This is a genomic window from Rhizorhabdus histidinilytica (genome assembly GCF_900167915.1).
Classification (GTDB): domain Bacteria; phylum Pseudomonadota; class Alphaproteobacteria; order Sphingomonadales; family Sphingomonadaceae; genus Rhizorhabdus; species Rhizorhabdus histidinilytica.
Window position 1 is genome coordinate 155202 of record NZ_FUYM01000010.1, and the last position, 11989, is coordinate 167190.

Here is an 11989-nt window from a genome sequence, read left to right on the forward strand (position 1 = left end):
CGCGTGCAAGGGTAAAGTCTACCCAGATTGGACCGGATTTCGCTACGTCTGCCTAGTCGGACAGGATGTTCGAAACTGCCTTGCCGATCTGAAATGCGAGCAGCGGGGGAACTGCGTTTCCGACCTGAGTGAATTGCTGCGTCCTGTTCCCTTCAAACAGATAGTTGTCGGGAAAGGTCTGCAGGCGAGCCGCCTCTCGCACGGTCAGGCTGCGGCACTGCCTGGGGTCAGGATGAATGAAATAATGCCCATCCTTTGCGATATGACTTGTTACCGTGGTTGACGGCTGATCCGCGCACTGAACCCGGAACCGATCGTTGAACTTGCCTGATGTCCAGTTCTTGTGCGCCGGAGCCAGGCCGACCGGAAATTCCGAAGCCTTGGGTGATCTGTCGAAGAGTTCGGCGAAGGTGGCCGCAAAGGCGTAGCGAGCCAAGTCGCTCGCCATATGTCCGCGGCTCTCGTTGTTTGGTAGCGCGTGCAGCCTGCGGTCTACCAGCCAGGCGGCCAGCTCATTGTCTCGAACGCCAGCCAATGCGGCTGAGCCGGTCGGCGACACTTCCGTCATGGCGGAGATCGCATCAGCATGCTCGATGAGTCGCCGCGCGACCTCATCAAGCTTTTCGTCTTCCTCTGTAAAGGCGGCGCTGGCAGCGGCACGGAAGGCGCTCAGGACTTCATTGCGCCAGGCTTCGGGACTGTCCGCTGTACGGCTTAGCGTGCTGCGCAGACGAGGCATGTCGCCAATTGCGTCGGAAACGGATGGTGATCTCGACTGGACTTCAAGGATGTGCTCGGCGATCGCCGAGGCGCGTTGTGATCCAGTCAGATCGTTTCTTATACCAAACAGGATAACGCGATGCCGGCGCTGCGGAACGCCGTGTTCCTCGGATCGGAGGATATATTTCGCTCCGCCTCGGCCCGCGCCTGCTGAAAGGGGCACGATCGTATAGGCATTGTCGCCACCCGCATTGCGCAGATCGGCGACAACCATCTTGAAGATATTATCGCCATCAACGCTGGCCGAAAGGAAACCTTTGACATTCTCCATGACGAACGCCGCAGGCTTCAGGCGGGCAAGGATGCGGATATATTCTCGATAGAGAAAATGGCGGTGGTCATCACTCGCCACATAATCTGCAATTCCCTTGTTTCGTGCTCTCCCTACGAGTGAATAGGCTTGGCAGGGTGGGCCGCCGACAAGAATTGTTCTGCCGTCGCTGGCTTGCTTGATTGCATCCAGAAGCGGGTTGATCCGTTCGATGCCTTCAGGTGTACCTAGTTCGAGCTGGAGCGTCTCGCGACAGGCGGCGGCCCATTGCTCGGGATATTTCGAAAGAAGCTGATCGCGAGTGAGTATTCCTGCGAGATAATCGTAATATGCAGCAGGCAACTCATCTTCGAACTGTCGAACGAAACTACGAAGGCGGAGTGTCGCGAACGCCGAACTTTCCTTCTCGACCGACAAGGCTAGGTCGAAGACGCGCTTGCCGCTCTCGTCGCGCACAGCGGAAAAGCCTTCTGCCAGCCCGCCCGGCCCGGCAAAGAGGTCCACAACCTTGAACATTGCCACCCTGCTAACGACCTCTCGGTCGAGCCTTTACCAGGTCTGTCAATATCATCCAGGGGAAAACGCATGGCCGATGTAGTCGACACAGCGACCCGATCGCGGATGATGAGTGGAATTCGAGGGAAGGACACTCAACCTGAGATGCGTCTGCGGCGCGCCCTCCATGCTCGCGGTTTTCGCTTTCGCCTCCACGATCGATCCTTGCCCGGCTCTCCCGACCTCGTGTTGCCAAGATGGCAGGCGATCATTCAGGTTCACGGATGTTTTTGGCATCGCCATGCCGGCTGTCGCTATGCAACATCGCCAGCATCGCGGCCTGAATTCTGGCAAACGAAATTTGACGCGAATGTCGCCCGCGACCGTGCAAGCATATCTGCTCTTCAACGCGGCGGGTGGCGAACTGCCATAATATGGGAGTGCGGCTTGCGATCCGCTGATCAGACCGAACTCTTTGACACCCTGGAGCAGTGGCTGAGGGGGAAGAATAAAAGCCTTGAGCTTCCTGTCCTCTAACCGCGAGGAGGGATTTGTTAGTCGTCGCCGTACTCAATATTCAACCAGCTCGACCAAGCTGGCTCAAATTTCGCATGTAATGCATCGATTTTCGCCTTCGCTGGCAGAAGCGTAGCCAAGCTTATTCCCAGGAAACGGTACCCGACCGACAACCTAAGCAGCATGAAATTTAGCAGATCGCTGATCACGCGCGCCTCGTGCGTTTGATGTATCGCTTCTCGGCGCTCGGCGGATCGCCTATCGCGATCAAGCGGGAGCGAGGCTCCAACCATATCCATGTGATGAACGTGGCTGGCGATAGAGTAGGTATGGGCAACGGCCCCCAAGCCGCGAAATAATCGATCACCAGACCGGGATAATTCACTGACTAGACCTGTGAAGCCCCATCGATTTTCAAGCTCGCGCCGATGAACCCGGTCGTAAGTTGCCCGCAACTCGACCAGTTCATCATCGTCGAGCAGGCGGTCTTTGATGGGCCTCCATTGCAGGCTGTCCGGATCAGAAACTGCGGCCAGCAACTCCGCGCATTTCAGATGATCCTTCATCAGCGCAATGTGAAAAAGATTGATGGCATATTCAGTATGCCGCTGCGTGAACGTGTCGGGGCTCTGCAAGAGATAAGCGAACTTCAGGGTTCCTTCGAGTGCCGATCTCGCAAGCACCTCAGCATCCCAGAGCTGGCCGTAGGCACAGAGAAGCAATGCGCTTTCCGATGCTCTAGCTGTGGCAGACAACAGAAAGCCGAGAGTCTCCCGCTCAATCGCTTCCCAACCTTCATACGAACCGACGGGCGACATGAGCGGGAGCAGCTCCCTTGCGGCCATCAGGCCTTCCTCCGCCCAAGCACGTTGGGATGAGATAAGATCCTCAGTGTACATTCAGACCTCACAACATTCACCATAGATCGCGAGATCTATGACCTATTCCTTGTCTGCGTTCCAAAATATCTCTCGCGGATCACGGGATTTCTCGCGAGTGTCCGCTCAAGCTCGAGCACTGACAGCGTGAGCTTCTCAACGCCTCGCCGGTCGCAAACGGCATCAAGCTTATCGTATAGCGTCGCATCAATCGGTGCTGAGGTCATCACACCGAAGCCACCGACATCATAGTGATCGAGCATATCGCCGATATCGAGCACCTTGCTCGCCGACAGCGACCCAGATCCACTGACAAGCTTACATTGGAATATCCATTTTCGCCTCGCACCACCGGCACGATGAGGCATATCGAAGACCTCTATATCCCTGCCCCCATCACGCGAACGAGATTTGCCGTGTTTTCTTATCGTGTCGCGATCAAACCGCGGATGAGTGAGAATGACGTCGTAACAGAGCTGTTCAAAGTCTTCGTCGGTCAAACTGGACCAATCGCACGCCAAGTCTGGAGAGCCATCGATTCCTGTCGCGATGATTTCGGAGGTTGAGGTGATGATTGAGTGCAGTTGTTTGACATCTGTTGGTTGGAGTGACTTCGTATCGTATAAAATATGCCTGAACTGTCCGTCGTTGATGATGACGAGAGACCCGTTGGGATCGACAAGGCATGCAGCTTCGCGTGGAGATGGCGCGCGAGCATCTTCTGGCATTTGTGCCAGCAGCATCTCTCGATACGGCGAACAGGTGAATGAAGCGTCTGACCAGTCAAATGCCTCAGATGGCCAGCTATCATCCTCTTCGAGCACCGCAAAACTCGCGCAGACACGCGATTTGAAATACTGGCTCATTGGAAAATGCATGACTAAGCCATCGGCAATGACATATGAGGCGTTTGCGATCGTCAGAATTTGACCCGCAATGAAATTGCCTATCCGATATTGCTGGTCTGTAGCCAAAAACACCGAATCAGGATCGACTGCGGCCGGGATTAGCCAGCTATCGCACGACGTGTAGCACTGTGCTCCTATGCGAGCGCTGAAGGCACTCTTCCAGAATTCAACTCGGCGTTCGGGAAATTTTGCGACATCATCAGCGTAGCGCTCAGGGGCTTCGTACCGCAGCTCATTGTAGGCACCACCTACAAGATTGGCGTAATAGGATTCGAGAATCTCCGGGGCCGCACAGCCGCGTTCCGACAAGGAATCTTCATAGTCTAGGACCTCATTTCGGACATCCGCATACCGAGTTTGAAAATCGTCGCCGTCATCGTCGTCTCTGTTAAACAGAATTGCAGATTTCCGGATGGCCGCACCAAAGCCGGGGCCGGGCCGATCTACTGTAAGAAGATAGCTCGTCCTATATCGGCTCCCGTCATAATCCTCACGCGCAGTCACCGAACCGGATACGGATGCTATAAGTTCAGCGAACCATGATATCTCGATCAAATCGTCACAGATATCGATATGCGAATTGCTCGAGCCAATGCTTGGAACGGGTAATAAGATGACGACCGTGTCATCAGTTATGGAAATGAGGCGCTCAAGCTCCTCCTCCTCGATGTCTGCGAGGTTGAAGGGGCGGGAGGCAAGTTCATCGGACGCGTTTTCAGCCATATCGCCTATTAGCATCGAACGCAGATCAAAGTCTCCGACGCATCAGCGGCGCATACGCCCGCGTTCTGGCTGTCAGGGCTCGATATGGCGAAAGTCGATTCCGAAGAAGGCCGGGCCGTCTTGGTAAGCGCTACCTGCCGGGTCGAGGTGCGCCACCCAGAACTCGGATGCCGGCTCGGCTCGGACCCGACGTTCAATGGCTCCCATGTCGCTCAGGCACGACGGTCGTTCGAACGGCGTGAGCAGCGACATTTCGCGCCGCACGCCAAGTGCCTGCTTCAGGAGGGCCTTGCTAAAAGCGCCTGACTTGCACTCGACTCCAAGGACGATCTCGTCGTGAGAAGGATAGGCCGGAGCACCTTTGACGAGCACGATATCCAGTTCGTGCCGATCGCTATTGTCGGTTACCCCAAGCGCTGCTCGGCTCATCGTCAGAAATTCGATGTCTACGAACAGATAGAGTGTGCGGCCGTCCGGCGTCTCAACCTCAAAATGCGGATCCGCCGTTTTTATCATGCCTGGCCCCGCCTTGAATTTGAGCGTGGTGCCACTGAAGTTGATAATGCACCCCCGACTATAAAGGTCGTCGATCAATTTCGCGAGAACGAACAATTCATAAAGTTTGCCGTCCTTCATGGTGGCAAGTTCTGACGGGTCGGCTGGAATACTCGCCGCGTACGCCGCAAACATCGCCTCAACGTCTTGCTCGGCTTGGTCGAGGTCCATCATGCGCCCTCTCGCGTATCGTGCAGCCGTGCGATCAGGCTGTTGAGCTCGCTGCGGACAGCTTGGCGGTTTGGTAGTTCCGAAAGAAAGTAGGAGCGGCGAATTGTCTCGCCATCCGCAGGTTCTACCTCGACCCGCTCGACATACCCGCGCCGGAGCCGATTATTGATAATTCCAAGCGCTTTGGCGTAAGTTTCCGCGTCTGTGATCTTGAGCTGACGCTCAAACGCCTTAAGCATTTGAAGCAGCCGCTGGTACGGTGCTGCCAACCGGAATCGCCCATCATCGTCCGTCGTTCCGTAGAGATTCTCATCAGCAATTTCCGGAAAGCCGTTCTGGACGAGCCGCGCGGTCACGAGCTTGATCAGTTCAAGATAGTCATTGTCGTCCACGCGACGCTCCACCCAAAAACCTGAGCTCAAGCCTAACCACGATCCGCAACTTGCCGCAATTAGCCTCTGACGGGCCGAAAAATTGTACGGGCTCGGCATCTTGCGCTGATCCATCCTCAATAGTTGTAAGTAACGATACTCCCGCATTGCGATCTGGATCACGGTATCAAAAGATATTAAATGGACTTGTGCGCCTATTTCAGAATGGCTGAGTAGGTTTTGATAGGGAGCGCACATGTCCCGGATAGCTTATTACCGTGTTTCATCTCGCGACCAGAGCATTGACGCTCAACGCGTCGAGCTTGGTGGCAACTTCGACAAGGAATTCGATGACAGCGATGTTAGCGGCCTGATCCCTGCTGCTGATCGCCCCGGCTTCGCCCAGCTCCTGAAATATGTGCGCGAGGGCGATACCTTCCACGTCGCGGCTATCGATCGCCTCGGCCGCGATGCCCTCGACATCCAGGCCACCGTCCGCCGGCTCATCGAGATGGGCATCACCGTCCATGTCCACGGCCTCGGGGCGATCGGTCGGGGCGTTGGCGAGATTGTAGTCGCCGTCCTGGCTCAGGTGGCAGACATGGAGCGGCGTCGGATCGTCGAGCGCTGCGATAATGGCAGGGCCGCAGCCCGTGCGGCTTTAGCGGCGACCGGCAAAACTCATCAGGGCAAGCTCAGCCTGGGGCGCCCGAAGGCTGCTGACCCAATCCAAGTGGCCCAATGGCGGCGAGATAACAATGCTAGTCTCAGCCAGACCGTTACTCAGTTCGGGCTGTCCCGGGCAACCGTCGCCCGGTACTGCGCGAGTATCTGAGAATATAAAATCCCACCTACTCGAAGCATGTCCACCAATATCGGCTTATCGCTAGCGCTGAACATGTCTTATTCCGATTAGCTCAGTGAACCCTTTGCAGATAAAGTCAGGATCGACTGCATTTGAATGGGGGTGTGGGCTTGAGCGACGAAATCAGAATTTCGGACAGACCTGTGCGATTCGCTCGGGCTACCTGTGCGCCAGGTTTCCGCGAAAAGAGGATCATATCATCAACACCTTGGGAATATGTATCGCTGTGGTTGCGGAAGCAGCACCTTGTGAATGCGGAGATATATTGGAACCAAGCCCGCAATTTTTTTGATGCTGCAAGGGATCTTCCAACAGAATCGGCCCCCCTTCCGCTGTACTACGCCTTCCTCAATGCAACGAAGACGCTGCTTGAAGCCAAAGGTGTGGCCTACAATCCGTATCACGGTGTTGCGGGTTTCGACATGCGAACCGCCGCCAACGGACGCATCCGCCTCGACAACGAAGGCATCAAGATTAAAGGTTCCGGAGTACTCCCTTCGCTCATCTCATATTTCGGCGAAATGGAGGCGGCGCGGACCTATGCTCTTGGCGATGTCCTTTCGAACCTCGCATTCATTCATCGAGCTTATTCAGTTAGCTATTCAAGGAACGAGTTATTTCTCAGCATTGCTAATCCACGCTATGTCAGATCGGGTGTGGGGCAGGCACGCTTCGAAGCCGATCTGCCTATCGAGCACTGCCACGGGCAGACGGTTCGAACATTCCCCGCAGGCTATCGTAAACGAGAGCTGACCGAAGCTGAGTGGGAAGCGGCGTCCTTCGACAGCAGCCGGCACGTTATTGAGACGATAAATACGTTCGCTTGGTCTGGAGCGCGGAGGCCGACCGATGCCGATATCACATCTCTCTGTGCCTTCCATCGAGAGCTGCGCCTAGAGATCAACTACATCAGCGGGGAAAGACCAAACTGGTATCTCAAGCGCTATCTAGCCAATACGACCCGGATCCAGCGTAACAATCTGACACTCATGTTCATGGCAATGCACCGCTTCAGCGAGATTGCGAGATACAAACCAGTTGAATTGAACCGCCTGCTAGAAGGCGGGAAAAACTGGTTAATCTATGAATTCGTCGAGGTCGCCCGCAATCAGTTCATCGACGAGATTGCAGCGGAGATCACCGGACACGAGATATCTCCGGCAGGCGTCCGCCAAAGCAGCTTCTAGCGCAAATAGGTCTGCCCCTGATCGTCGAACGAATTGGATCGGGTCGGACGCGGATATGGCACACGTGGACCGCAAAGGCAGCACTTAGAACTACCTGACCCGATCTGCTGTGCCGTCAAATCCACAGCTCATACCGTGATGATTCATACATACTTCTTCTTCCTTGATCGATATCCTCTCTCCTTGCTTCCGCAGGCTCAGACGGCAGGCGCTCTCCTGATATGCCCCGTCTTCATGAGGTGCCTTCGCGATGATGATCGTGTTACCCTCTGGTGGGCTGACGACGGCATCTACGCTGCCGGCGCAGCGTTCACCTTCCATGCCAATCGAAATCGAGAGCCTGCCTTCGTCCGTGCGAACAATGTCGATCCTGCCGGTCGCACCATCGAAAGTGCCGTCATAACGCCCTGACCAATCGTTCGCCGGGGCTACCACCGCCGCCGTTGAGGTCTTCCTTGTGGGCAGTTCAGCGGTTTGGGCGTCGGGTTGGCCGGTATGCTCGATGACGATCTCCCGGTCGGGGGCAGCCTCTTGCGGATATGGCGACGGTCCACCGGTTACGAGGATAATCGGGATCGCAAAGATGATCGTGGTGACGCTGATGCGAGGCGCACGTCTGATCCAATGGGCAAGACGCGGGCCGTTAGCGAGCGGAATTATGCGGGCGATGGGCGAGACCAACGCGACGACAAGCGCAATGAAAAGGACGAGCGAGATAAACCGAAAGCTGACGCCGGGCAGCTCTATGAGATCGAACCCTTCGAGCCGCTGCCCTAGTCCGGTCGCGCCAACGAACAGCGAGAGTGCGATCGAATAACCCGTCATCTTGAGTAGAAATCTGAGATGCCGTCCCCAAGCGCTCCAGTCCGGCTCGTGGCTAAGCGTCGCATCAACATCTTGATCAGCCGCCGCCCCTGGCAGGCGCGAACTGGATGCATCTATCAACACGTGTTCATGCCTGCTGCCATCCCCCTCTGCGGAACTGGATGGGATCGCTCGGTCGGATCGTTCTCGGGCATGTTGTGAGGCAAGCACCGCTAGAGAGGGCAGATTGATCGACGACTGGATAGCATCGCAGATGCGCTGAAACGCCACCTGCTGCGAACTGCGGAAGCCAACGACGTTGGGATGTATCAGCTTGTCCCAGCCTGGGTCCGCCTCTCCCAGAATACCGAACTTGATGAAGCCGGGCGAAAACATGCCCGCCCTCCTGAACTGCACCGAGGTGATGCTCGATAACGGGACCGACTTATCACCGCCCAGCCTAGAGCCAGCGGCAAAAAGCCCGGTCCGCTTGATGACGATATGGTGGTCGAACAGTTCGACCTCGCAGTTGATGCCACGCGCCTTCACCGATCACCCCCTTTATCGACGCGCCGCCCACGCGCACCATTACATACTATAGTTGATAACGAGCTTTCCGATGAGCCGGCAAGTGTCGGCACATGGACATGCGCAAACTGGTCGGGGAAAACTTCGCCAGAATCCGGCAGCAGCAAGGGCTGACTCAGGAGCAGGTGTCCGAGCGATCCGGCTTCAGCCAGCAGTACATCAGCGGCTTGGAGCAGGGTAAACGCAATCCCACGATCGTCACGCTCTATGAGCTGGCTCAGGCATTGGGCGTCACGCACTTGGATTTGGTCAGCCCGCAATCGTAGTGGATGAGCCACGGTCGGCGTCACGCTGGCCTCCATGCGACAATGTCGAAATCACTCTCGCCCCCCGGCCACGACTTCCAACGCCAGTTTGATGCTGGGAATGGACCGGATTCCTGGCCGTTGCGGAACCTGATCATAACCTGAGCTGCTGGCTCGACGGGGCACGGCCCGCCATCATGCTCGTGCCACATCTCAGTATTCCACCGAGAGCATGATCGTTAGCACGCGGCAGGTGACAGTTGGATCGGATGGATCGGGCGACCCGGTGTCCCAATCCACGCCGTAGTAGTCGATCTTCCAGAACGCCTCGTGATCGTCGATCAGAACGCGGCCGAAGTCGTGCTCACGGAACGGATCGTTGCGATGATCAAAGGAGCCGAAGTCTCGGACGGCAATGAGGATGCGAGCAACCGTTCCGACGGATAGCGACCGAATGCCCTCGGTGAGCATTACCCTGCCGCCCTCGTGGCGCTTACGCAGGCGATCATTCAGCTCGCGGATGCGCGCTGTTTTGCAGGCGTGACTCTTCGTCCCTGGAATCTCCATGGTCTTTGTTCCTTCGCGTTGTGTGGATGGCGCTGGAGCGCCGGCTATCCGCGTCGGCTCACAGCGATACGAGCAAGGGCCTTTGGCGGGATGCGGTAGAAACTCTCAGACCCCCGGCAGGACGTCTGTTTCAGGAAGCTCTGACCAGTGGAATCAAATAGGAAGACGCGAGTTGCCGTGATGCCTGCCGCGACGGTGAAATGGTCCACCCCTTTCGCCAGCCGGAGCAACACCGGCTTCCCCGCTGCCAAGCTCAATTCGATCCAAGCGAAAACCTGCTCAACAGTCGGAACGGCATCGAATGTCGGTCGCTCGACTTCAATGGTCATGGATGAACCGGACGCCCGCTCAGCCATGCATTTAGCGATCTGATGCCAGCGCCGCGTACCCATTCCCGCATAGACAGCTTCTGGACCACCGCTCTTGCCATGGAGAAACCGGACGCCTGCCTCGAACAGCCTCTTACTACCCGCTCTGCTGAGTGGTGCAGTGGCATGGAGCGCCAACCTGATGGCATTCAGGGGACTCAGAATCCCGCAGAGCAAGTCTAGCTCACCTTGCCGCAACGGCTCGATCTGATGGCGAGCGCCGATTTCCACTGCAGGAGGGCGAAGGGATGTCGAGGGTATCGTTGAGGTGATGCGACGTTTGCCGCTCACCCCCATCGCCTAAAAGCGCCCCAGTGGCTCAAAACCCAACCTTTTCATATGGTTATACTAGCGGAACGAACTGAAAAATCAAGCGGATCGCTATTTCTTCGGCATTTCGGCCGCTTTCGTAGCTTTTTCGAACACAGCTTCTAGATGGGCTGCCCAAGCCGTGAACGCGTCAATTTTCTCATCCAGCCAGTCGTGCCGCTGATAGACTGCGGCAACCCCTACCCGTGAGACGCCAACGTGGTTCAGGGCAGACTCTGTCACTTCAAATCGAATACCGAGCCGTTGAAAGTTGGTAGCCATCGTGCGTCGGAGATCGTGCAGGCGCCACGGGGCGAGAGGCTTCTTTGCGAGAACCTCTGCCCGCTTGTCGATCCGCTTCTTCCCGCGGGCATGAGCGGTGAATGGCCCTTTGCCGTTGGTCATGAACACTGCACCCGATCGAGGCCATTTTTCCCCTCGCGCCACGCGGTCTAGGACTTGGATCGCCAACTCGTTGAGCGGCACCACGTGCGCTACATTGTTCTTTGCTCGCTCCTTCGGCAGTCGCCACAGAGCCTCAGAGCGCTTGACCTCGGCCCAATCCATCTGGGTGACCTCCTCTCGGCGCTGACCAGTTGCCAGGAGCAGCCGAACGATCGGTCCGAAGAGCGAACCCGCATCGGCTGCTGCTGACCAGATGATGGCAATCTCCTCGTCGGTGAGCACGCGATCCCGTGCGGGTACGGGCGGAGGAACCTCCATCCCTTCGAACGGCGAGCGCTCTATATCGCCCCTGCCGACAGCCCAGCTGAAAAGGCGGCGAAGCACGGCGAACGCGTTACGCTTCAAGGCTGCCTGCTTTGGCGGAAGCCGGTCGAGGACATCGGTGATGTCACCTTTCCGAATCTGAGGCAGCGACTTCTTTTTGAGGTGGGGGACGACGTGATTTTTCAATGTCCCGCTCACGAGTTTCCGCCAGCCTTCGCCTTCGCAGCTATCGATGAATTTCTCTGCATAGGCAGGGAAGGCTAGATCCACCGCGATACGCCGCGCATCCGCAGCGGCCGCGACAGGATCAATTCCTTGTGCAACCACGCGCGCATACTGCTCGGCTCTCTCCCTGGCGTCGTTCGCATCCCAAGGGTTGCGATGTTCACCAATCGTGATGCGCCGCGTGGAGCCCTTTCGGCCGCCTAGCCTGAACTGATAAACGTAGGAGCGCTTACCTCCAGCAGACACCTTGACGCCGAACCCGCTGAGCTTCGTATCCCACAGGAACTCGTCTCGACCGGATGACGAAAGGCCGTCAACGACCGTTTGGGTGATCTTCCTAGCTTCCACCACGCCTCTCCAGCAAGCACGTAGTAAGCACATTACGTAGGAACGTGGGTGATCGCAAGGTGATGAGGAGGACGAAAACCCTATAA

Annotated in this window: 13 protein-coding genes; 4 read left to right on the plus strand and 9 right to left on the minus strand. The window is 56.7% G+C overall.

Annotated features, from left to right (window positions below; translation table 11 throughout):
* Positions 1–52 precede the first annotated feature (52 nt).
* Positions 53–1567, minus strand: a complete 1515-nt coding sequence (locus B5X82_RS19965) for a DNA cytosine methyltransferase (RefSeq protein ID WP_079649932.1) — start codon at positions 1565–1567, stop codon at positions 53–55.
* 69 nt (positions 1568–1636) lie between these two features.
* Here B5X82_RS19965 and B5X82_RS19970 point away from each other — a divergent pair, with 69 nt between their 5' ends.
* On the plus strand, positions 1637–2083 hold the full coding sequence (locus B5X82_RS19970) for a very short patch repair endonuclease (RefSeq protein ID WP_079649933.1): 447 nt from the start codon (positions 1637–1639) through the stop codon (positions 2081–2083).
* Positions 2084–2100: 17 nt separating this feature from the next.
* Here the strand turns inward: B5X82_RS19970 and B5X82_RS19975 are convergent, their stop codons facing one another.
* From B5X82_RS19975 to B5X82_RS19985, 4 genes are all read right to left on the minus strand, one after another.
* Positions 2101–2907 carry a DUF5677 domain-containing protein gene (locus tag B5X82_RS19975; RefSeq protein WP_079649934.1) on the minus strand — a complete coding sequence of 269 codons (807 nt, stop codon included), beginning with the start codon at positions 2905–2907 and terminating at the stop codon, positions 2101–2103.
* 89 nt (positions 2908–2996) lie between these two features.
* Entirely contained in the window at positions 2997–4571 is a 1575-nt protein-coding gene (locus B5X82_RS26460; protein WP_139385140.1) for a hypothetical protein, read from the minus strand.
* 72 nt (positions 4572–4643) lie between these two features.
* Positions 4644–5300, minus strand: a complete 657-nt coding sequence (locus B5X82_RS19980) for a hypothetical protein (protein ID WP_079649935.1) — start codon at positions 5298–5300, stop codon at positions 4644–4646.
* Positions 5297–5689, minus strand: a complete 393-nt coding sequence (locus B5X82_RS19985; RefSeq protein WP_139385141.1) for a hypothetical protein — start codon at positions 5687–5689, stop codon at positions 5297–5299. The genes B5X82_RS19980 and B5X82_RS19985 overlap by 4 nt, the downstream gene beginning before the upstream one ends.
* A 235-nt stretch (positions 5690–5924) precedes the next feature.
* Here B5X82_RS19985 and B5X82_RS19990 point away from each other — a divergent pair, with 235 nt between their 5' ends.
* Entirely contained in the window at positions 5925–6503 is a 579-nt protein-coding gene (locus B5X82_RS19990; protein ID WP_079649937.1) for a recombinase family protein, read from the plus strand.
* Between the two features lie 140 nt (positions 6504–6643).
* On the plus strand, positions 6644–7720 hold the full coding sequence (locus B5X82_RS19995; protein ID WP_176152636.1) for a YaaC family protein: 1077 nt from the start codon (positions 6644–6646) through the stop codon (positions 7718–7720).
* Between the two features lie 90 nt (positions 7721–7810).
* Here the strand turns inward: B5X82_RS19995 and B5X82_RS20000 are convergent, their stop codons facing one another.
* Positions 7811–9073: a hypothetical protein gene (locus B5X82_RS20000; protein WP_079649939.1), complete on the minus strand. Its 1263-nt coding sequence runs from the start codon at positions 9071–9073 to the stop codon at positions 7811–7813.
* Between the two features lie 92 nt (positions 9074–9165).
* On the opposite strand from B5X82_RS20000, the gene B5X82_RS20005 reads away from it, so the two are divergent.
* Positions 9166–9378: a helix-turn-helix domain-containing protein gene (locus tag B5X82_RS20005; RefSeq protein ID WP_079649940.1), complete on the plus strand. Its 213-nt coding sequence runs from the start codon at positions 9166–9168 to the stop codon at positions 9376–9378.
* Between the two features lie 192 nt (positions 9379–9570).
* On the opposite strand, the gene B5X82_RS20010 is transcribed toward B5X82_RS20005, so the two are convergent.
* From B5X82_RS20010 to B5X82_RS20020, 3 genes are all read right to left on the minus strand, one after another.
* Entirely contained in the window at positions 9571–9924 is a 354-nt protein-coding gene (locus tag B5X82_RS20010) for a DUF3768 domain-containing protein (RefSeq protein WP_079649941.1), read from the minus strand.
* Positions 9925–9968: 44 nt separating this feature from the next.
* Entirely contained in the window at positions 9969–10583 is a 615-nt protein-coding gene (locus B5X82_RS20015) for a hypothetical protein (RefSeq protein ID WP_139385142.1), read from the minus strand.
* Positions 10584–10673: 90 nt separating this feature from the next.
* On the minus strand, positions 10674–11903 hold the full coding sequence (locus B5X82_RS20020) for a tyrosine-type recombinase/integrase (protein ID WP_235862737.1): 1230 nt from the start codon (positions 11901–11903) through the stop codon (positions 10674–10676).
* Positions 11904–11989: the final 86 nt, after the last annotated feature.

Coding starts and splice junctions, on each gene's coding strand:
- B5X82_RS19970 (WP_079649933.1), top strand. CDS start 1,637: ATGGCCGATGTAGTCGACACAGCGACCCGATCGCGGATGATGAGTGGA.
- B5X82_RS19965 (WP_079649932.1), bottom strand. CDS start 1,567: ATGTTCAAGGTTGTGGACCTCTTTGCCGGGCCGGGCGGGCTGGCAGAA.
- B5X82_RS19990 (WP_079649937.1), top strand. CDS start 5,925: ATGTCCCGGATAGCTTATTACCGTGTTTCATCTCGCGACCAGAGCATT.
- B5X82_RS20005 (WP_079649940.1), top strand. CDS start 9,166: ATGGACATGCGCAAACTGGTCGGGGAAAACTTCGCCAGAATCCGGCAG.
- B5X82_RS26460 (WP_139385140.1), bottom strand. CDS start 4,571: ATGGCTGAAAACGCGTCCGATGAACTTGCCTCCCGCCCCTTCAACCTC.
- B5X82_RS19975 (WP_079649934.1), bottom strand. CDS start 2,907: ATGGCCGCAAGGGAGCTGCTCCCGCTCATGTCGCCCGTCGGTTCGTAT.
- B5X82_RS19980 (WP_079649935.1), bottom strand. CDS start 5,300: ATGATGGACCTCGACCAAGCCGAGCAAGACGTTGAGGCGATGTTTGCG.
- B5X82_RS20010 (WP_079649941.1), bottom strand. CDS start 9,924: ATGGAGATTCCAGGGACGAAGAGTCACGCCTGCAAAACAGCGCGCATC.